The organism is Enterobacter quasihormaechei, assembly GCF_004331385.1.
Taxonomy (GTDB): Bacteria; Pseudomonadota; Gammaproteobacteria; order Enterobacterales; family Enterobacteriaceae; genus Enterobacter; species Enterobacter quasihormaechei.
In genome coordinates this window covers 66,573-85,771 of sequence record NZ_SJON01000009.1, presented here as the reverse complement: position 1 = coordinate 85,771, position 19,199 = coordinate 66,573, and the positions used below count along the sequence as shown (strand labels likewise).

The 19,199-nt window shown below is 56.5% G+C and carries 21 protein-coding genes; 7 read left to right on the top strand and 14 right to left on the bottom strand.

What is annotated here, in order from left to right:
- Positions 1-55: 55 nt before the first annotated feature.
- On the top strand, positions 56-604 hold the full coding sequence (locus E0L16_RS13350; protein ID WP_131637120.1) for a GNAT family N-acetyltransferase: 549 nt from the start codon (positions 56-58) through the stop codon (positions 602-604).
- Here E0L16_RS13350 and E0L16_RS13345 read toward each other — a convergent pair.
- The 8 genes from E0L16_RS13345 to sad all read right to left on the bottom strand — a co-directional run bounded on the left by E0L16_RS13345 (position 592) and on the right by sad (position 9,360).
- Positions 592-1,506: a bestrophin family protein gene (locus E0L16_RS13345; RefSeq protein WP_131637119.1), complete on the bottom strand. Its 915-nt coding sequence runs from the start codon at positions 1,504-1,506 to the stop codon at positions 592-594. The two genes, E0L16_RS13350 and E0L16_RS13345, sit on opposite strands and share 13 nt — an antisense overlap.
- A 200-nt stretch (positions 1,507-1,706) precedes the next feature.
- On the bottom strand, positions 1,707-3,158 hold the full coding sequence (locus tag E0L16_RS13340) for a tagaturonate reductase (RefSeq protein WP_131637118.1): 1,452 nt from the start codon (positions 3,156-3,158) through the stop codon (positions 1,707-1,709).
- A gap of 117 nt (positions 3,159-3,275) precedes the next feature.
- On the bottom strand, positions 3,276-3,803 hold the full coding sequence (locus tag E0L16_RS13335) for a GNAT family N-acetyltransferase (protein WP_131637117.1): 528 nt from the start codon (positions 3,801-3,803) through the stop codon (positions 3,276-3,278).
- Between the two features lie 82 nt (positions 3,804-3,885).
- A complete protein-coding gene (locus E0L16_RS13330) occupies positions 3,886-4,851 on the bottom strand; it encodes a GGDEF domain-containing protein (protein ID WP_112792321.1) in 966 nt (321 codons plus the stop codon).
- Positions 4,852-4,909: 58 nt separating this feature from the next.
- The gene (locus tag E0L16_RS13325) at positions 4,910-5,272 is read right to left on the bottom strand and encodes a DUF4186 domain-containing protein (RefSeq protein ID WP_063451328.1); all 363 of its coding nucleotides are present in this window, start codon (positions 5,270-5,272) and stop codon (positions 4,910-4,912) included.
- Positions 5,272-6,198: a glutaminase B gene (glsB, locus tag E0L16_RS13320; RefSeq protein ID WP_063866715.1), complete on the bottom strand. Its 927-nt coding sequence runs from the start codon at positions 6,196-6,198 to the stop codon at positions 5,272-5,274. The genes E0L16_RS13325 and glsB overlap by 1 nt, the downstream gene beginning before the upstream one ends.
- A gap of 62 nt (positions 6,199-6,260) precedes the next feature.
- Entirely contained in the window at positions 6,261-7,850 is a 1,590-nt protein-coding gene (locus E0L16_RS13315) for a methyl-accepting chemotaxis protein (RefSeq protein ID WP_063866716.1), read from the bottom strand.
- 127 nt (positions 7,851-7,977) lie between these two features.
- Positions 7,978-9,360: a succinate-semialdehyde dehydrogenase gene (sad, locus tag E0L16_RS13310; RefSeq protein WP_131637116.1), complete on the bottom strand. Its 1,383-nt coding sequence runs from the start codon at positions 9,358-9,360 to the stop codon at positions 7,978-7,980.
- Positions 9,361-9,459: 99 nt separating this feature from the next.
- On the opposite strand from sad, the gene ptrR reads away from it, so the two are divergent.
- Entirely contained in the window at positions 9,460-10,338 is an 879-nt protein-coding gene (ptrR, locus tag E0L16_RS13305) for a putrescine utilization regulator PtrR (RefSeq protein WP_131637115.1), read from the top strand.
- A 20-nt stretch (positions 10,339-10,358) separates the two neighbouring features.
- Here ptrR and E0L16_RS13300 read toward each other — a convergent pair whose 3' ends face one another.
- The gene (locus E0L16_RS13300) at positions 10,359-11,171 is read right to left on the bottom strand and encodes a PhzF family phenazine biosynthesis protein (protein WP_063866719.1); all 813 of its coding nucleotides are present in this window, start codon (positions 11,169-11,171) and stop codon (positions 10,359-10,361) included.
- A gap of 24 nt (positions 11,172-11,195) precedes the next feature.
- On the bottom strand, positions 11,196-11,984 hold the full coding sequence (locus tag E0L16_RS13295) for a PhzF family phenazine biosynthesis protein (RefSeq protein ID WP_131637167.1): 789 nt from the start codon (positions 11,982-11,984) through the stop codon (positions 11,196-11,198).
- 176 nt (positions 11,985-12,160) lie between these two features.
- Between E0L16_RS13295 and E0L16_RS13290 the strand changes: the two genes are divergently transcribed.
- Positions 12,161-13,357, top strand: coding sequence for a sugar transporter (locus E0L16_RS13290; protein WP_063866721.1), 1,197 nt, complete (start codon positions 12,161-12,163; stop codon positions 13,355-13,357).
- A gap of 45 nt (positions 13,358-13,402) precedes the next feature.
- Here the strand turns inward: E0L16_RS13290 and E0L16_RS13285 are convergent, their stop codons facing one another.
- A complete protein-coding gene (locus E0L16_RS13285; protein ID WP_063866722.1) occupies positions 13,403-14,068 on the bottom strand; it encodes a MarC family NAAT transporter in 666 nt (221 codons plus the stop codon).
- A 256-nt stretch (positions 14,069-14,324) separates the two neighbouring features.
- Between E0L16_RS13285 and marR the strand changes: the two genes are divergently transcribed.
- Genes marR through marB form a run of 3 tightly spaced genes read left to right on the top strand, consistent with a single transcriptional unit; the run spans position 14,325 to position 15,408 of the window.
- Positions 14,325-14,759 (top strand): multiple antibiotic resistance transcriptional regulator MarR, encoded by a 435-nt coding sequence (gene marR / locus E0L16_RS13280; protein ID WP_003857182.1) that lies wholly within the window; start codon positions 14,325-14,327, stop codon positions 14,757-14,759.
- A gap of 20 nt (positions 14,760-14,779) precedes the next feature.
- Positions 14,780-15,160 carry an MDR efflux pump AcrAB transcriptional activator MarA gene (marA, locus tag E0L16_RS13275; RefSeq protein WP_001303241.1) on the top strand — a complete coding sequence of 127 codons (381 nt, stop codon included), beginning with the start codon at positions 14,780-14,782 and terminating at the stop codon, positions 15,158-15,160.
- A 32-nt stretch (positions 15,161-15,192) separates the two neighbouring features.
- Complete coding sequence (gene marB / locus E0L16_RS13270; RefSeq protein WP_063866723.1) at positions 15,193-15,408, top strand: multiple antibiotic resistance protein MarB; 216 nt, start codon at positions 15,193-15,195, stop codon at positions 15,406-15,408.
- Positions 15,409-15,446: 38 nt separating this feature from the next.
- Here marB and eamA read toward each other — a convergent pair whose 3' ends face one another.
- The gene (gene eamA / locus E0L16_RS13265; RefSeq protein ID WP_063451338.1) at positions 15,447-16,346 is read right to left on the bottom strand and encodes an O-acetylserine/cysteine exporter; all 900 of its coding nucleotides are present in this window, start codon (positions 16,344-16,346) and stop codon (positions 15,447-15,449) included.
- Positions 16,347-16,539: 193 nt separating this feature from the next.
- Between eamA and ydeE the strand changes: the two genes are divergently transcribed.
- Complete coding sequence (gene ydeE / locus E0L16_RS13260; RefSeq protein ID WP_102751203.1) at positions 16,540-17,757, top strand: efflux MFS transporter YdeE; 1,218 nt, start codon at positions 16,540-16,542, stop codon at positions 17,755-17,757.
- Positions 17,758-17,803: 46 nt separating this feature from the next.
- Here ydeE and zinT read toward each other — a convergent pair whose 3' ends face one another.
- Positions 17,804-18,442 (bottom strand): metal-binding protein ZinT, encoded by a 639-nt coding sequence (gene zinT, locus E0L16_RS13255; RefSeq protein ID WP_063867073.1) that lies wholly within the window; start codon positions 18,440-18,442, stop codon positions 17,804-17,806.
- Positions 18,443-18,494: 52 nt separating this feature from the next.
- On the bottom strand, positions 18,495-19,193 hold the full coding sequence (gene urtE, locus E0L16_RS13250; RefSeq protein ID WP_131637113.1) for an urea ABC transporter ATP-binding subunit UrtE: 699 nt from the start codon (positions 19,191-19,193) through the stop codon (positions 18,495-18,497).
- Positions 19,194-19,199: the final 6 nt, after the last annotated feature.

Below are 19,199 nucleotides of genomic sequence, written 5' to 3'. Positions count from 1 at the left end.
CTGAAAATACCAGAACCCAAACAAAAGCATAACGCTCAAATATGGAGATCACCGGATGACGATACCCACGCTGACGACAGCACGCCTATTGCTTAAACCCCTCGTTGCCGCCGATGCTGTTCAGATCCAGCAGCGTTATCCACGCTGGGAAATTGTTCGCTATATGGTGGCTTCCGTACCCTGGCCCTATCCGGACGACGGTGCTGAAAGCTATGTCAACAACGTAGCGCTGCCCGATATGGCCAAAGGTAAAGCGTGGTTCTGGACGATTCGCCGTCGCGAAGCGCCTGATGAACTGATGGGGTTAATTTGCCTGTACGACGTGGAAGACAACAACCGGGGCTTCTGGCTCTCGCCGGAATTTCAGGGTCAGGGATATATGCGGGAGGCGAGTATTGCGGCCACGGATTATTGGTTCAATACGCTTAACAAACCGGTGCTACGTGCGCCGAAAGCGGCTGCCAATAGCCGCTCCCGACGTATTTCAGACAGCAGCGGCATGCGGCTCCTCAGGACAGAAAAAAAAGCCTACGTCAGCGGCATGCTGGACTCCGAACTGTGGGAAATCACCCGCGACGAGTGGAATGCCCGTCAGGTCAGCTGATAATGCTTATCCGGCATCAGCCTTTCAGGGATGTTCTCTTCATCGTTCATCTGTAACAGATCGCGCTCCATCATGTTGCAGATGGCGTCCAGCGGCAGGTCGTTATCTTCTGTCCCAAACGGATCTTCCAGCTCTTCCGCCAGGGTATCCAGCGAGATAAAGGTGTACGAAATCAGCGCGGAGACGAACGGCGTCATGTAATGCAGATCAACAACCAGCGCAAACGGCAGCATGATGCAGAACAGATACACCGTCCGGTGCAGGATCAGCGTATAGGCAAACGGGACGGGCGTATTGGCGATGCGCTCGCAGCCGGCCAGCACGATGGACATATCGTTCAGGCGGTTGTTCAGGCTGTGAAACAGGATGTCTGAGAGATGCCCGTTACGCCGACGTACGGCCAGCCACTCCCCCATAATCAGCAGGATACGGTTCGCCGGAGAGTTGGCGTCCATCACCTTACGTAAATCGTCCGGAGACAGATAGCGAGAAAGCCGATCGGCATTGATTTCTTTGCGCAGAGTCATGCGCAGACAGTTAGCAAAAGCGATTTGCAGGCGGACAAACTCTCCGAGATGTTTATCATCCGGTAAGGTGTTTTTTACCTCGCGAAACAGCGAGCGCGCCGCTATCATCAACTGCCCCCAAAGCAGACGCGCCTCAACGTAGCGCGAATAGCAGGCGTTGTTCCGAAAGCCAAGGAAGATAGCGATAGCCACGCCCAGAATGCTGAATGGCGCGACGGTAAACCGGATGCCCAGCGAGGTATACCACGGCAGCATGACAATCACGGCGATGGAAAGCAGGAAGTTAAGCAGCAGTCGGGTATAAATTTTGGGTAGTACCGAACCATGCCAGACAAAAATCAGTTGCAGCCAGTGCTGTTGAGGACGAACAATCATAATCAGCTTCAGAAAAGTAAAGAGCGCGGCTATTAAACGTGATCCCCGTCACGGTTGCAAGCATGTTAACAACTCATTGCATTTTCTCACCTGATTAGCCTAAACCGCACGGTGCTGCATGTGATTTAAAAAAAGAACCTATAGTATGTTGTAACTAAAAAGAGTTGCTAAAAAAACCCGGCAAACGCCGGGCAGTCTGATTAGCAGAGCGGTTTCACCGCATCGCGCATCCCTTTGCTTAAAATCGCATCCAGATCCTGCGCAACCTGTTCAACCAGTCCATTCACCTGTGTCAGGTCCTGCTCCCAGTGCTCGCTCACGCTTAACACCGACGACACCAGATCGTGCGTAGTAATCTGCTTGTCGTGATGCTGCGTCCACAGCTGCTGATAACGTTCCAGCCAGTGCGCATCGTCCTGCACCGGATAACGCTCACCGTTGCGTTCGGCACGGTAGAAGGCAATCAGCGCCGCCAGGGCAAATGTGAGTCGTGCGGGCAGTTTGCCGGTCGTCGTCTGCCCTGCCAGCAGCTGCGGCAGAATGCGGGTGCGGTATTTCGTCATCCCGTTTAAGGCAATCGACAGCAGCTGGTGCTTAATGTACGGATTACGGAAACGCCCCGTTACGGCACGGGCGAAGGATTGCAGCTCGTCGCGCGGCAGATCCAGTACCGGAATAATCTCTTCATAGATAGCTTTTTCAACGAACGCGCAAATCTCCGCGTCGTTCATGGCTTCCCCTACCGTATCCAGTCCGGCCTGATAAGCAACCGGCACCAGCGCCGTGTGCGCGCCGTTGAGGATCGCCACCTTACGCTCTTTATACGGTTTAATATCTTCAACAATCAGGACGTTGAGCGGGTATTTATCCAGGCGCAGTTCGGCTGCAAGCGATTTTGGCCCCTGAATAACAAACAGATAGAAATGTTCAGCAGTGTCCAGGAAACCGTCGTGATAGCCCAGCCCGGCTTCCAGCTCTGCCACCTCATCACGCGGGTAGCCGGTAACAATGCGGTCAACCAGCGTCGAGCAGAATGTGTTCGCGTCGTTCAGCCAGGCAATGAACGCCGCCGGCAGCGCCCACTCCTGCGCATAACGCAGCACCAGTTCACGCAGGGCTTCGCCGTTGTAGTCAATGAGTTCGCAAGGAATGATGATCCAGCCTTTATCCGCAGCCCCGTTGAAGTGGGTAAAGCGTTCGAACAGCAGACGCGTCAGCTTGGCCGGATAGCTGGCAGCAGGCGCATCGTCAAACTTATCGCCCGCGTGATAGCTGATGCCCGCTTCCGTGGTGTTGGAGAAGACAAACCGCATGTCCGGATTATGGGCGAGCGCCAGAAATTCATCGTATTGGCTGTAGACGCTGATTTCACGGTTCACAGAGCGAATAAGACGCGCATCGCTTACCGCTTCTCCCTGCTCGTTCAGACCCCGAATAATCGTGGTATACAGACCATCCTGAGTACTCAGCGACGGAGGAAAATCGCTCTGGATCGGCCGAACAATCACCACACCTGAGTTGAGATCGGTATGCTCGTTCAAAAGGTCGATTTGCCAGTCAACGAACGCGCGCAGGAAGTTACCTTCGCCAAACTGGATGATACGTTCAGGGTAGCGCGCACCGGGGAAATCACGACGGTTGAGTGTGTTCACAATGGAGATCCTTTATGATTAGTCATACAGCCTGATAAGATTGGTGTAATAACTTATCAAAACTTCACAACCAGAACCCCTGTCTGGATCAACTCATGACGCAATGGCGGGAAATAATCACAAAAATTTATAGAACACCGAGGTCGCCGCCATATCGCCGTTCGGCATCAACGCGTAGCGTGGGATCTCCCCCACCTTTTGCCACCCTGCACGCTGGTAAAACGTCTCCGCGCCGCTGCCGGTCGTAGTATCAAGCACCAGCACCGTAAGCGCTTTTTCACGCGCAACCGCCTCCAGCGCTTCCATCAGCGCCATGGCTACCCCTTTACGACGCGCCTTCTCGTGAACCAGAAGTTTTGCGACATCTGCGCGGTGCGGCTGGTTTTCAGGCTGATCGGTGATGAGCTGTACCGTTCCTATTATGCCCTGCTCTTCATCGAAACAGCCCAGGAGGGTTCGTTCGCCGCGCCCGGCGCTGTCCGCAACGCCGAGCCAGAACGTACGCGCCTTCTCAGCAGTAAAAGGCAGCATAAAACTGACGGAGGCACCGCCGTTAACGCAGTTGACAAGAATATCGATCAGGTCATCGAGGTGGGTAAGAATGTCCTGCCGGGAAAGAGGTTTAATCAGCATGGGAGAGTTCATAGCGCGTCCTTAGGTTGAATCTCTCCACTTTGCTATTAACATTTTTGTAACGCAACAGGCGATGACATAGGATTTCGTTATGTCATTTTTCGCGGTGATGTTGCTGCTTCATGGCGTACATCTGCGTATCCGCCTGTTTTAACCACGCCTGCATATCGTTCCGGTGATGATCGAACTCGCTCAGCCCCCAGGAGAACTGTAACGACCAGGGATGCAGCTGGCGCGCGTTGTACTTTTCCGTTTGTTCGACGAGATACTGCATAGCGATCCAGGCGCCTGGCTCATCGGTGTCCGCAAACAGCACCGCGAACTCATCGCCGCCGAAACGTACCAGCAGATCGGCCTCGCGAAACGACGAACGCATCAGGTTAGCCATCGCTTTCAGGGCTTTGTCGCCCTCCTGATGGCCGAAGCGATCGTTAATGGTTTTGAAATGGTCCAGATCCAGCCAGCCAAGCGTTAACGGCTCTGCCCGACGCCGCGCAACCGACAGGGCAAAATGCGCAAACTGATTAAACCCGCGACGGTTGAACAACCCCGTAAGCTCATCGGTCGTGGCCGCGCTGACTGCGGCAAATTCATCTTCTGCCAGCGCGCTAAGATCGGCCAGCACGGCGGAATCCGCCGCCGTAAACTCGCGCGGTACGTAATCAATAATGCACAGCGATCCTACGCACGCCCCGTCGCGTAAACGCAGCGGAAAACCGGCATAAAAGCGTATGCCGCCCTCTACCACCACCTGCGGATTATCCGCAAAGCGTTCGTCCAGCAGCGTGTCACTCACCACCAGCGGGGCATCACCCAGAATCGTATGGCCACAGAACGAGAGATCGCGAGGCTGGCTGACGGGCACTTTGCCCTCGGCAGACTTCACGATGACGGCGTTGTCATCCACCAGCGTGATCATCGCCAGCGGCACCCTGAAAAAGCGTGATGCCAGCCGTGTCAGACGATCAAACGCGGGATTATTGTCGATCTCGAGCAGACCGGACTCGCGCAGAGCAATCAGGCGCTCCGCTTCATTAACGGGAACTAAAGGTGCTTTCATAACGTCTCCTGACGCTGAGCATTAGTAAAAGCGTAGCTTAAACAGAGACATTGTCAGTTCAGGAGGCACGATTTACCTCAATGACCAGCCAATGATGGATCACGTTGACGATATACTGTTGTTGCTGCGCATTGAGCGGCACGCCCTGCGGGATAGCGTGCCACTTAGCCAGACAGCCCCGACAGCAGGTTGCCGTGGCATGCTGGGCGATAAAGACGGGATGGCCGCGCATCGGCGTCTGCTTACCGTCATTCACGGGGTGTGCAGGTGCCAACCGTGCGGATACAAAATCGGCCGCATGCCGATCGATAGTCTCCACGCCCTTATCCCAGCAGTATTGCCGCTCTTTGGTACCTAAACGAAAACGCGAACGGAACGTAGAGCGAGCCAGGCGCGCAAATAAAGGATCGAGCGTAGACATCAGTAAACGGACCGTCCCAGACGTTTGGTCAGCTGTTCCAGCGCCGCCACGCCCGCCAGTGAATTGCCGGTCTCGTCCAGTTCCGGGCTCCAGACGGCAATCGCCATCTCGTGGGGGACAATTGCCACAACCCCACCGCCAACGCCGGATTTAGCTGGCAGCCCCACGCGCCAGGCAAACTCCCCGGCGTTCTGATACATGCCGCTGGTTGCCATTAAGGCGTTAATTTGCCGGGCCTGCATCGGAGAGACAACGTCCTCGGCCAGATGCGGGGCATGGCCCTGATGCGCCAGAAAAAGGAAAGTCTGCGCCAGTTCGACACAGTTCATTTTCAGCGCGCAGTAATGGAAATAGTTTTGCAGCACCGTAGCGACGTCATTATGAAAATTGCCGAAGGACTTCATCAGCCAGGCAATGGCGGCGTTACGGGCGGAGTGTTCAAATTCGGACCGCGCCACCACCGGATCGTAGGCAATGTCCTGTACGCCGGAAAGCTGACGCACAATTTCCAGCATTCTTTGCCGCGGCGCGCTCAGCCGGCTTTGCAGCATATCGCACACCACCAGCGCTCCGGCATTAATAAACGGGTTACGCGGCTTACCCTGCTCTATTTCGAGCTGAAGAAGGGAGTTGAACGGCTGACCGGACGGATCTTTGCCCACCCGCTGCCAGATCTCCTGCTCGTCATACTGGCGCATGGCGGCAACCAGGCTAAGCACTTTTGAGATCGACTGAATGGAAAAGCGCTCCAGCGCGTCTCCCGCCTGAAAGCGCTGACCGTCGATAGTACAAATGGCGATGCCGAGCTTATTCCCGCTGACTGAAGCCAGCGCGGGAATGTAATCGGCAACGTTACCCTGCCCCAGTAACGGACGAACCTGCGCCAGAATCTCGTCCAGCATCTCATTATGGATGACCGCAGCCACACTTTGCTCCTTGCCCTCAGGCTAAAACGGGCTGCGAGTATAACAGAGGCTGATACGTCACGTCAGGCAGGGAGACGAAAACGCGAGACGGCCTGCATCAAAAGATCGGACGCCTGATGCAGGCGTTCAGAGGCATTCGACGCTTCGCTGACCAGCACGTCCGTCTGACGCGATACCTGATTCAGCGCCTGAAGCTGACGGGTCATCTGATGGATACTTTCCCCCTGATTCAGGGTAGCCAGCGAAATATCGTTCAGCAGGCTGCTCAGATTCGCCACCAGCCCGGTGACCTGTTGCAGATTATCCTCCAGACGGTTGACCACCTGAGAACCTTCCTCAATGCCCTGAAGCGAGTGGTTGATCAGCGCCTGGATGGTTTGCGTGGAGTGACTGCTTTTTCGGGCCAGCAGCCCCACTTCCCGGGCGACCACCGCAAACCCGCGCCCCTGTTCCCCCGCATGAGCGGCTTCAATGGCGGCGTTAAGGGCCAGAATGTTGGTCTGAAACGCCACGCTGTCGATCATTGCGACGATCCCGCGCATTTCTGAGGATCGGTCGACGATCGTCTGCATTGAGCCATTAACCGCAGACATCATTTGCTCCCCGCCGGCGGCAGCCTGTCGTGCCTCATCGGCACGCGAGCGGGCGAGCTTTGCATAACCCGTATTGCCCTCAACGTGGGTTTCGAGGTCGGCAATATGTGCCGTTACCTCCTCAAGCTCTTTTGCCTGACGCGTAGACTGCTGATACAGCTTCTGATTTCCCTGCGCAAGTGACCCGATATTCTCAACCATGGAGGTGGTGGCCTCGCTGACCTGAGTCACCAGCTGCTGTAGCCCGCGCTGCATGGCGGTAATACTGTTGCTGAGCTGGCTGATTTCCCGGTTAAAGCGCATAACGTCAGGCGGCGTGCCCGACAGGTCCCCTGCCGCAAGCTGGTTGATATGGGCAATCAGACGGCGTAGCGGAGATATCACCCATTTCGCCATTCCGAACCAGACGGCAATGGCAATGGCGAGCAGCACCAGCGGCGCAAACAGGAACAGCCGTTGCAGGCCTGAGAGTTGTTCCATTAACGACTGACGCCCCTGTATCGCCTGCTTCTCGCTCCGTTGCTGATAGCGCGCAAAGTTGTCATTAAAATCGGTCTGAAACGCCTGGGCAGGTACGGCAAAAAAGAGATCGATACTGTTGGTTTTCACCAGCCCTTCCGCCTGCTCTCTGATGGCGCCGAAGAAAAGCTGATAGCTGTTAACCAGCCCCTCGTCTTTCGGCGGATTAAGCGCAAGCCAGGCTTGCCATGCCTGCTGAGACGCCGCCAGGGATTTTTGCGCCTCGTCCATCAGGCTATGCCAGCTTCCTTCAGAGCCGGTCTCTTTATCCTGCATAAAGTAAACGCCGGAGCGGTTGAGCAGATCGCTGGCGGCCAGCAGGGAAACGCGCGCCTGATCCAGCTTACTCTGCTGCTGCCAGGCCAGCTGATTGCGCTGTTCGTTACGCTGGGCTTCATTGAGGGAGGCGGTCAGCAGGAAGGAGGAAGAGAGTTGCAGAGCGGAGAAAAGGCCAATAATACAAAAGATGCCGGTCAGCAGGCCAAACTGACGGGGAATAATGCGCTGCGCAAGACGGCGAAAAATTTGCGTTAGGTTCATAATTTTCTTCTGTAACAATACGTTAGACGCGAGCGAGTCTACGAAACGAAAATGACAGAACCATTGCAGAATAATGACAGGAAACATGAACTGCCGGGTAGCGGCCTTGCCCCACCCGGCAACAACATTACACGCGATCCTTCCAGACCGTCTGAACGTTACAGAACTCGTGCAGACCGAAATGAGAAAGCTCTCGCCCGAAGCCGCTCTTCTTCACGCCGCCAAAGGCGACACGCGCATCGCTGGCGCTGTAGCCGTTGATAAACACGCCGCCGCACTCCAGTTCGCGAGAGAAGGTTTCAGCCTGCGCGTCGTTCGCGGTAAAGACCGTCGCAGATAAGCCAAAGTCGCTGTCGTTAGCCAGCTGCAAGGCATGCGCCGCATCGTTCGCAACGGTAATTGCCGCTACCGGACCAAACAGCTCCTGACGGAAGGCCGTCATCTCCGGGGTGACGCCGCCGAGTACGGTTGGTGCGTAATAGTTACCGGTCCCGGACATCTTCTCTCCGCCCAGCAGCAGGGTCGCCCCTTCCGCCAGCGTAGCCTGCACCTGCTGATGCAGTTCATCGCGAAGGTCAAATCGCGCCATCGGGCCAATGTAGTGCTCTTCTTCATCCGGTGCGCCCATCTTCAGCGCCGCAACCGCGTCTACAAAGCGTTGGGTAAAGGCTTCCGCCACGCCCGCTTCCACGATAAAGCGTTTCGCCGCCGCACAAACCTGTCCGGTATTCTGATAACGCCCGGCCACGGCCGCGCTGACGGCCAGATCCAGATCGGCATCGTTCAGGACGATAAACGGATCGGAGCCACCCAGCTCCAGCACGCATTTCTTCAGCGCCGCACCTGCCTGCGCGCCAATCGCCGCACCTGCCCGAACGCTGCCGGTCACCGTCACCGCCGCAATACGACGATCGTTAATCGCCTGGCTGACGCCGTCATTCGTCGCGTTTACCCAGCCAAAGACACCCTCCGGGAAGCCGGCATCCGCGAACACCTGCCCAATCAGGTCCGCCGAGCCGAGCACGTTTGGCGCATGCTTAAGCAGATAGCTGTTCCCCGCCAGCAGGATCGGCACCGCACCGCGCAGCACTTGCCAGAGCGGGAAGTTCCATGGCATCACCGCCAGGATCGGCCCCAGCGGACGATACTCAATGACCGCATTTTCGACCTGGGTGGATTCCGCGCGCATCATCGCCGGGCCGTGTTCGGCGTACCAGTCGCAAAGGCTGGCTGATTTCGCCACTTCCGCACGCGCCTGGACAATGGGCTTGCCCATCTCGCGGGAGATAGTCTGCGCCATCTCTTCCGCACGGCTGCGCAGCGCCGTACCCAGATCGCGAAGTTTTTGTGCCCGGTGCGCTATGCCTTCGCGTCGCCACTGGCGAAAACCGGCATCGGCCAGCGCAATGGCTCGCTCCACGTCCTGAGACGTTGCCCACGGCCAGGCGGACAGCGTTTCGCCGGTCGCCGGGTTGACAGAGAGAGCATGGGTTGCAGATGAATAGGTCATGATGTTCTCCACGTAATAACGGTTGATTCATTGTGGCCCACTCTGGTATTTCTTAAAAATGAATAATACTCACCACCTTATTCACGAATCGAGAATGGTATGGACTTAACACAGCTTGAGATGTTTAACGCCGTCGCGCTGACCGGCAGCATTACCCAGGCGGCGCAGAAGGTGCACCGGGTGCCTTCAAACCTCACCACCCGCATCCGTCAGCTTGAGGCAGATCTGGGCGTGGAGCTGTTTATTCGCGAGAATCAGCGCCTGCGGCTTTCCCCCGCCGGGCACAATTTTTTACGTTACAGCAAGCAGATCCTGGCGCTGGTCGACGAAGCCCGAATGGTGGTCGCCGGGGATGAACCGCAGGGATTATTCTCACTTGGCGCGCTGGAAAGTACCGCCGCCGTGCGCATTCCGGAAAGCCTGGCGCTGTTTAACCAGCGCTATCCGCGCATTCAGTTTGCGCTGTCTACCGGGCCTTCCGGCACGATGATTGACGGCGTGCTTGAGGGCACGCTCAGCGCGGCCTTTGTCGACGGGCCGCTCTCGCACCCGGAGCTGGAAGGCATGCCGGTTTACCAGGAAGAGATGATGCTGGTCACCCCTGCGGGGCACGCGGAAGTATCAAAAGCCGCGCAGGTGAGCGGCAGCGACGTTTACGCCTTTCGCGCCAACTGCTCGTACCGGCGTCATCTGGAAAGCTGGTTTCATGCTGACCGCGTCACGCCGGGACGGATCCATGAGATGGAGTCCTATCACGGGATGCTCGCCTGCGTGATCGCGGGGGCAGGCATTGCGCTGATGCCCCGCTCCATGCTGGAGAGCATGCCGGGACACCACCAGGTAGCGGCGTGGCCGCTGGCGGAGAACTGGCGCTGGCTCACCACCTGGCTGGTGTGGCGACGCGGGGCGATGACGCGCCAGCTCGAGGCATTTATCGCGTTGCTGAACGAACGTCAGCCATCGGCGACTTCTGCATAACAGCATCAGCGTACGGGCAATTAACGTTGTCCGTAATCCTGGAGGCGAAGGTAAACTTTCCCCTTCATATACAGCGTGGCCTGCCCGCCAATCAATACGCGGTCGCCCTTCAGCGCGCAGCGCAAATCGCCGCCGCGCCGGGACACCTGGCGGGCAACCATCTGCGTTTTACCGAGCTTTTCGCTCCAGTACGGGATCAGCATGCTGTGGGTTGAGCCCGTGACCGGATCTTCCGGCACCCCTTCACCCGGACAGAAGAAGCGGCTGACGAAATCATACGCGTCCCCTGGCGCCGTGATGCAGACCATTTTCCCCAGCGGGGTCATCGCCGCGATGTCCGGCGTCAGGGCCTCCACCTGCTGCTGGCTGTCGAGCACGACCATATAGTCACGACCGACGCGCACCTCTTTCGCCGTGCTAATACCCAGCGCGCTGAACAGCGCCGGCGGCGGGTTGTCGACGGCCTCGGTTGACCAGGCCGGGAAATTCAGCGTCAGCCAGTCGCCGCTGCGAGTTACCGTCAGATCCCCCACGAAGCGCGTGCTAAAGGTAATCTCCGTGTGCGGATAGTCCAGGTATTCAAAAATAACGTGCGCGGCGGCCAGGGTCGCGTGGCCGCACAGGTTAATTTCATCCTGCGTGGTAAACCAGCGCAGCTCAAAGCCTTCGTCCGTGCGCACGAAGAACGCCGTCTCCGACTGGTTATGCTGTTTCGCCATGTTGAGCAACGTCTCGTCCGCAAGCCAGGACTCCAGCGGACACACTGCCGCTGCGTTGCCGCCGAACGCCCTGTCGCTGAAGGCATCTACCAGATAAAAATCAATTTCCTGCATCGTTTATTCCTCTTATCCATTTAGTCAGCGCAGAAAAACTGAGCCCTTGAGATACAGTGACGCCTGCCCGCCCATCAGCACGCGGTCGCCCTTAAGTTCGCAGCGGACGTCCCCGCCGCGGGCAGAAACCTGACGCGCAAACATCTTTGTTTTACCGAGTTTCTCACTCCAGTATGGGATCAGCATGGTGTGTGCGGAGCCGGTGACCGGATCTTCCGGCACGGCCACGCCCGGCGAAAAGAAACGGCTGACAAAGTCATACTCCCCCTCATCCCGGGCGGTCACAGCCACCTTATGAACGCCCGGCAACATCGCGGAGAAGTCCGGCGTAACGGCTTCCACCTGCTTGCGGTTTTCCAGCACCAGCACCCAGGCACGGCCTATGCGGGCGTCGACATAGCGGCTGATACCGAGCGCGGAGAGCATCTCCGGTGGCGGCATCTGCACCTGCGTCGGGCAGGCGGGGAAATCCAGCGTCATCCAGTCACCCTCCCGGCTGACGGTCAGGCGGCCGGAAGCGGTATCAAAATGAATGCGCGAGTCCGGATAGTCCAGTTCGTTGAACAGAACATACGCTGCGGCCAGGGTTGCGTGACCGCAGAGATTGACCTCGGTAAGCGTGGTGAACCAGCGCAGCTCAATCCCCCCTTCGGTGCAGACAAAAAACGCGGTTTCCGACTGGTTATGCTGTTGCGCCATACGCAGTAACGTCTCATCCGGCAGCCACGCTTTCAGCGGGCATACCGCCGCCGGGTTGCCGCCAAAGGAGGACGCGCTGAACGCATCTACCAGATAAAAATCAATCTCCTGCATCGAGTTACCGCCCGTTTTTGTTGTGTTGTTCTCTATCTTCAATGAAATCCCCCTCGCTCGCTACCGCTGCATGAAGGTAAATTTTGTGATTCACGTCACATAACGGTTGAGTTTTCGCCGTTTAACGCTTTAAGATCGTCACCTCATCTTTCAGGCAACGAATCCCAGATATCCCTATGACAACACACACGGTTTCCCGCAGGGTCGCGTGGCTACGCGTGGTCACGCTCGCCATCGCAGCGTTTATTTTCAACACCACGGAGTTTGTTCCGGTTGGACTGCTGTCTGACATCGCAGCCAGCTTCAACATGGAGACGGCACAGGCAGGCATCATGCTGACCATCTATGCATGGGTCGTGGCGCTGATGTCGCTGCCGTTTATGCTGCTGACCAGCCAGATGGAACGCCGTAAGCTGCTGATTGGGCTGTTTGTGGTGTTCATTGCCAGCCATGTGCTGTCGTTTATGGCATGGAACTTTACGGTGCTGGTCATCAGCCGCACGGGTATCGCGTTTGCCCATGCCGTTTTCTGGTCGATTACCGCGTCGCTCGCCATTCGTCTGGCGCCCGCGGGGAAACGCGCCCAGGCGCTGAGCCTGATTGCCACCGGAACGGCGCTGGCGATGGTGTTAGGCTTGCCCATCGGGCGTATCGTGGGCCAATACTTCGGCTGGCGCACCACCTTCTTTGCCATCGGCATGGGCGCGCTGATCACGCTGGTGTGTCTGGTTAAACTGCTGCCAAAACTGCCGAGCGAACACTCCGGCTCGCTGAAAAGTCTGCCGCTGCTGGTGCGTCGTCCGGCGCTGATGAGCATCTATCTGCTGACCGTGATTGTGGTGACTGCCCACTACACGGCCTATAGCTATATCGAGCCGTTCGTACAGGTTGTCGCGGGCTTCAGCGCCAACTTCGCCACCGTTCTGCTGCTGATCCTGGGCGGCGCGGGGATTATCGGCAGTGTCCTGTTCGGAAAGCTGGGCAATCGACACGCGTCCGCGCTTGTAAGCGGTGCGATTGGCCTGCTGCTGGCGTGCCTGCTGTTACTGATGCCTGCGGCGGGTAGCGAAAGCCATCTGGCGATCCTCAGCCTGTTCTGGGGCGTGGCGATCATGATTATCGGTCTGGGAATGCAGGTCAAAGTGCTGGCGCTGGCACCGGATGCCACGGACGTAGCGATGTCGCTCTTCTCCGGAATTTTTAATCTGGGAATTGGGGCCGGCGCGCTGGTGGGAAATCAGATCAGCCTGCATGTGTCGATGTCGGCCATTGGCTATCTCGGGGCTGTTCCGGCGTTGATCGCACTGATCTGGTCGGTGCTGATCTTCCGTAAATGGCCGGTCGCGATGGAAGAACAGACCAGCCACGGTTGACGATAAGTTTGCCGGGTAAGGCGAAGCCGCCACCCGGCACTGTTCTCAATGGTACGTCTTCACAATCTCCAGCACGCCGTTAATAATAAACTGCACGCCCATACAGACCAGCAGGAAGCCCATCAGACGGGAGATAGCTTCAATCCCCCCCTTGCCTACCCAGCGCATAATCGCCCCGGAACTGCGTAACGATCCCCAGACGATAAGGGCGATAAGCCCAAAAATGAGCGGCGGCGCAACGGTGATAACCCAGTCCGGGAAAGTCGAACCATCACGCACCGTTGAGGCGGAACTGATGATCATCGCAATTGTCCCCGGCCCCGCCGTGCTCGGCATGGCTAACGGCACAAAGGCGATATTGGCGCTCGGTTCGCTTTCAAGCTCCTCCGATTTGCTTTTCGCTTCCGGCGATTCGTGCGCTTTTTGCGCCGGGAACAGCATCCGGAAACCAATAAAGGCCACGATCAGCCCGCCGGCAATACGCAGGCCCGGAATGGAGATGCCGAAGGTATTCATCACCAGCTGCCCGGCATAATAAGCCACCATCATGATGGCAAAAACGTATACGGAGGCCATCATCGACTGCTGATTGCGCTCCGCGCTGTTCATGTTCCCCGCCAGCCCCAGAAAGAGTGCTACCGTCGTTAACGGGTTCGCCAGCGGCAGCAACACCACCAGCCCAAGCCCCACTGCCTTAATCAAATCCAACATAGTGCACCGCAGTCCTTATCCTTATTCAACACCGCAATTATAGGGGGAAACCCTCGTCCTGAGCCATCCGCGTAACGTAACTCTCATTGTCCCGCGCAACCAATAACCTCAGATTATGTAACTGATTTAAAAGCGTACTGAAATAGTTCCTGAAGCGTTTTAGCAATTCGTGGCATCGGCTGATTCATTCAGTTGACTTATACTTGCCTGAGCAATAATATCTGCCGTGACTAAACTACTTGCCAGGGCAACCATTGTGAAAAGCACCAGTGACCTCTTTAACGACATAATCCCACTGGGTCGTCTTATTCATATGGTTAACCAGAAAAAAGATCGCCTGCTCAATGACTACCTGTCACCGCTGGATATCACCGCAACACAGTTCAAAGTGCTGTGTTCCATTCGCTGCGAAGTGTGTATCACGCCGGTTGAGCTGAAAAAGGTGCTCTCTGTCGATCTGGGTGCGTTAACCCGCATGCTGGATCGTCTCGTCTGTAAAGGATGGGTCGAACGAAGCCCTAACCCGAATGACAAACGTGGCGTACTGGTGAAACTGACCAGCGATGGCGCGGCCATGTGTGAGCAATGTCATCAATTAGTAGGACAAACACTGCACCAGGAACTAACAAAAAACTTAACGGCAGATGAAGTGGCAACGCTTGAGCTTTTACTCAAGAAAATCCTGCCGTAAACAGAAAAAGAGGTATGACGATGTCCAGACGCAATACTGACGCTATCACCATTCATAGCATTTTGGACTGGATCGAAGATAACCTGGAATCTCCGCTCTCTCTTGAAAAAGTGTCTGAGCGTTCAGGTTACTCAAAATGGCACCTGCAACGGATGTTCAAAAAAGAGACCGGTCATTCATTAGGTCAATATATTCGCAGCCGCAAGCTGACGGAGATTGCCCAGAAGCTGAAAGAAAGCAATGAGCCGATCCTTTATCTGGCGGAGCGTTATGGTTTTGAATCGCAGCAAACCCTGACGCGTACGTTCAAGAACTACTTTGACGTGCCGCCTCATAAGTACCGTATTACCAGTATGCCGGGTGAGTCCCGTTATCTGTATCCGCTAAAACATTGCAGTTAATCATCGCCTGTTAAGACGTAACCGAGGAAATCATGAAATTTATCGTCTCCGCCGCCCTCACCTTGCTGGTGCTGGTTTCCGGCCAGAGTTTCGCGGAGCAAACCCCCAGTGCGGGACAGCAAAATAATCGTGACACTATGATTATGCCGTCCACGCAAAGCCAGTCTCCCTATGACTTCAATCACATGGGCGCTGGCAGCGACAAATCCGACGAATTAGGCGTGCCGTATTACAACCACGACCTGTAATTCGTTTTTGCCCCGCTATGGCGGGGCTTTTTTCTGCCTTAACTCCGCACTCGCGTCGCCCGACGCACCCGTAAGCCAAAGACGTTGATATACAGCCCGGCCATAATCAACCCCGCACCAGACAGTTGCAGCGCGCTGAGCGTTTCGTCCAGTAAAAGTGCGGAGCTGGCAAGCCCGACCACCGGCACCAGCAGCGATAACGGCGCCACGCGCCAGGTTTCATAGCGCCCGAGCAGCGATCCCCAGATGCCGTAGCCAATGATTGAGGCGACTAACGCCAGATAGACCAGCGACAAAATGGTCGTCAGGTCGATCTCCACCAGGCTTTTCAGCATCACCTGCGGGCCATCCAGAATAAACGACGCGGCCATAAACGGCACAATGGGGATCAACGCGCTCCAGACCACCAGCGACATCACCGCCGGACGCGCCTCGTGCTGCATTATCAGCTTGTTGAAGATGTTGCCGCACGCCCAGCTTAGCCCCGCCGCCAGGGTCAGCATAAAGCCCAGCAGGGCGACATGCTGACCGTTAAGGCTGCCTTCTATCAGCACCAGCACGCCAAAGACCGCAAGGCTAATGCCCGCCAGCTGTTTGCCCTGCAAGCGCTCGCCAAAGACAAACGCGCCGAGAATAATGGTAAAGAACGCCTGCACCTGGAGCACCAGCGAAGCCAGACCCGCAGGCATACCGAATTTAATGGCGCAAAAGAGAAACGCAAACTGACCAAAACTGATGGTCAGGCCGTAGCCCAGCAGAAGCTTGAGGGGAATTTTCGGACGGGCAACGAACAGCAGCGCCGGGAACGCCACCAGCAGGAAGCGCAGACCTGCCAGCATCAGCGGAGGCATGTTGTGCAACCCCATTTTGATGACCACAAAATTGAGTCCCCACACCACCACAACCAGCAACGCCAACAGCCCGTCTTTACGCGTCATCTTCCGCCCCTGAATTATTAAATTTTTGTAAACACTTCAAGGTAACAGAAAAAATAGCCCCGCGAGAAGATCATTAATTCTGGTACAGCGGCGAAGCACTTGCGGATAAATTGGGTGCTATACAAGCTGCCGATCCCATGATAATCCTGTAATAACACAACAAAAAAAGCATAAGCATTTGTCGGGCAGGAAAATGAAACCATCTCTCAGGCGCTCAACCGCAGCGCTGCTGGCGTCGTCATTGTTATTAACAATTGGCCGCGGGGCAACGCTGCCCTTTATGACCATTTATCTCACGCGCGTGTACAACATGAGCGTGGAGAATATTGGCTACGCCCTTACCGTGGCGTTGACCATAGGCGTGGTGTTTAGCCTGGGGTTTGGCATTCTGGCGGATAAGTTCGACAAAAAACGCTATATGCTGATTGCCATCGTGGCCTTTATTGCCGGGTTTGTGGCCATTCCGTTGGTGAATAACGTTACGCTGGTGGTGCTGTTCTTTGCTCTGATTAACTGCGCCTACTCCGTATTCTCAACGGTGCTGAAAGCGTGGTTTGCCGACGTGCTGACCACCAGCGAAAAGGCGCGCGTGTTCTCGCTCAACTACAGTTTTCTGAATATCGGCTGGACCATCGGGCCGCCGATGGGCACCCTGCTGGTGATGTACAGCCTGCAACTGCCGTTCTGGCTGGCGGCCTTCTGCGCCGCACTGCCGCTCGGGTTTATCCATTTCTTTGTGCAGAAAAGCGTAGCGTCTGACAGCGTGGAGGAAAAAGCGCCGTGGCAGCCCTCGGTGCTGCTGAAGGACCGGGCGCTGTTCTGGTACACGCTCTCCGGCCTGCTGGCGTCCTACGTGGGCGGATCGTTCGCCACCTGCATTTCCCAGTATGTCCTCGCCGCGTATGCGGACAGCGATTTCGCAGAAAAGGTGGTGGCCGTTGTGTTGCCCGTCAACGCGGTGGTGGTGGTCACCCTGCAATACGCCCTTGGCCGCAAGATCTCCGCCAGCAACATCCGCCCGCTAATGACTGCCGCGACGCTGTTTTTCATCCTCGGGCTGGGTGGGTTTATGCTCTCCGGCGAGAACCTGATTTACTGGGGGATTGCGGCGGCGATTTTCACCCTGGGTGAAATTATCTATGCGCCGGGCGAATACATGCTGATCGACAATATCGCCCCGCCGGGCATGAAGGCGAGCTACTTCTCCGCGCAGGCGCTGGGCTGGCTGGGGGCGGCGGCGAACCCGATGATCACCGGGCTGATCCTGACGCATCTGCCGCACTGGTCGTTATTTATTATTATGATGGCCGCCATCGTTGCGGCGTGGCTGATGATTTTGCGCGGAATGCGCGTGAAAAGTGAAGATAGCGTGTCGGGTGGCGCTGCGCTTACCCGACCTGGAAAACCCTAATCGTAGGCCGGGTAAGGCGAAGCCGCCACCCGGCAAAACCAACAGCCTAGTGGTGCAACATCTCTTCCACCACCTGCTCTTTGTACATCTCATTCGGGTAATAGGTCGGCCAGTTATCCATCTCCTTCAGCAGCGCCTCGTGGGAGGTGTTGCCCATGAAGATATGGAAGTGTGAAGAGGCTTTCGGCCCGATGGTATGGTCGCTGAACTGCACAAATTTTGGCGCCTGGCTCGCGTTATCTTTACACTCAAACAGGTAGCGAACGCCCTTTTTCCCCGAAGCATAGGTCAAAATTTTGTAGCCGCTATAGTCGTAGCGGCAGCTGCTCACCGTCTTGCCTCGGTGGAACGCCATCACGTTGTTTTCAATACCAATGGCGTCCACGTCCGTGGCGTAACCCTTGCGGTAGTAAGCTTTCACCTCGTCAGCGGATTTGTCACCCTTCTCTGCTTTCTTTTGGAAAACCGGATCCAGTGAACCATCAAGGAGGAACGGATAAACAGACTGCCAGGTCCCGTCCCAGTCAGACAATTTTCTGTCCCTGACGTCTTTATCCTCAAAGACGCCGTTCGCCGCCTTCTGTTCCGCCTCCGTCATCTGATGACCGTGCGAATGGGCAAAAAGCGAGCCGCTTACCAGCAGCGTTCCCAGAGTCAGCGCAATTTTTCCAGCATGTGCAGCCAAAGCAAAACCCTCATTCCGTGTTATAAGAATGAGGATGTTATAGTATAACATCTCAGATCGCAACCAGTCCGCGAACGCCCTCCTGCTCCATATTTTCCCCGCGCCCGTGCTGGACAATACTGCCGCGCGACATCACCAGATAGCTGTCGGCCAGCTCCGCTGCAAAATCGTAAAACTGCTCCACCAGCAGGATCGCCATATCCCCCCGTTTTGCCAGGCTGCGAATCACCTGGCCGATCTCTTTAATCACCGACGGCTGAATACCTTCCGTAGGCTCATCCAGGATCAGCAACCGTGGACGGCTCGCCAGCGCCCGCCCAATCGCCAGCTGCTGCTGCTGACCACCGGAAAGATCGCCTCCGCGACGGTGCTTCATCTCTTTCAGCACCGGGAAAAGCTGCCATATCTCCTCCGGTACGCCTTTTGCACTGCGCGCGGAAAAGCGCGACAGCCCCATCAGCAGATTTTCCTCAACGGTGAGACGGGGAAAAATCTCGCGCCCCTGCGGAACATACGCCACGCCGGACTGCACCCGCTGGTGCGGCTTACTGTGGGTGATGGTTTTCCCCTGCCAGACCACTTCCCCAGTTTTCACCGGGATCAGCCCCATCAGGCACTTCAGCAGGGTGGTTTTGCCCACCCCGTTGCGCCCCAAAAGGCAGGTGACTTCCCCGACGGCCGCTTCAAAGTTCACCCCGCGCAGAATATGGCTTCCGCCGTAGTACTGATTCAGCTCGTTAACCTGCAACATGCGTTC

Bases quoted from the DNA above. Each gene is read 5' to 3' on its own strand.
- E0L16_RS13350 (WP_131637120.1), top strand. From the start codon at position 56: ATGACGATACCCACGCTGACGACAGCACGCCTATTGCTTAAACCCCTC.
- E0L16_RS13345 (WP_131637119.1), bottom strand. From the start codon at position 1,506: ATGATTGTTCGTCCTCAACAGCACTGGCTGCAACTGATTTTTGTCTGG.
- E0L16_RS13335 (WP_131637117.1), bottom strand. From the start codon at position 3,803: ATGAACTCTCCCATGCTGATTAAACCTCTTTCCCGGCAGGACATTCTT.
- E0L16_RS13330 (WP_112792321.1), bottom strand. From the start codon at position 4,851: ATGAAAGCACCTTTAGTTCCCGTTAATGAAGCGGAGCGCCTGATTGCT.
- E0L16_RS13325 (WP_063451328.1), bottom strand. From the start codon at position 5,272: ATGTCTACGCTCGATCCTTTATTTGCGCGCCTGGCTCGCTCTACGTTC.
- E0L16_RS13315 (WP_063866716.1), bottom strand. From the start codon at position 7,850: ATGAACCTAACGCAAATTTTTCGCCGTCTTGCGCAGCGCATTATTCCC.
- sad (WP_131637116.1), bottom strand. From the start codon at position 9,360: ATGACCTATTCATCTGCAACCCATGCTCTCTCTGTCAACCCGGCGACC.
- ptrR (WP_131637115.1), top strand. From the start codon at position 9,460: ATGGACTTAACACAGCTTGAGATGTTTAACGCCGTCGCGCTGACCGGC.
- E0L16_RS13300 (WP_063866719.1), bottom strand. From the start codon at position 11,171: ATGCAGGAAATTGATTTTTATCTGGTAGATGCCTTCAGCGACAGGGCG.
- E0L16_RS13295 (WP_131637167.1), bottom strand. From the start codon at position 11,984: ATGCAGGAGATTGATTTTTATCTGGTAGATGCGTTCAGCGCGTCCTCC.
- E0L16_RS13290 (WP_063866721.1), top strand. From the start codon at position 12,161: ATGACAACACACACGGTTTCCCGCAGGGTCGCGTGGCTACGCGTGGTC.
- E0L16_RS13285 (WP_063866722.1), bottom strand. From the start codon at position 14,068: ATGTTGGATTTGATTAAGGCAGTGGGGCTTGGGCTGGTGGTGTTGCTG.
- marA (WP_001303241.1), top strand. From the start codon at position 14,780: ATGTCCAGACGCAATACTGACGCTATCACCATTCATAGCATTTTGGAC.
- marB (WP_063866723.1), top strand. From the start codon at position 15,193: ATGAAATTTATCGTCTCCGCCGCCCTCACCTTGCTGGTGCTGGTTTCC.
- eamA (WP_063451338.1), bottom strand. From the start codon at position 16,346: ATGACGCGTAAAGACGGGCTGTTGGCGTTGCTGGTTGTGGTGGTGTGG.
- ydeE (WP_102751203.1), top strand. From the start codon at position 16,540: ATGAAACCATCTCTCAGGCGCTCAACCGCAGCGCTGCTGGCGTCGTCA.
- urtE (WP_131637113.1), bottom strand. From the start codon at position 19,193: ATGTTGCAGGTTAACGAGCTGAATCAGTACTACGGCGGAAGCCATATT.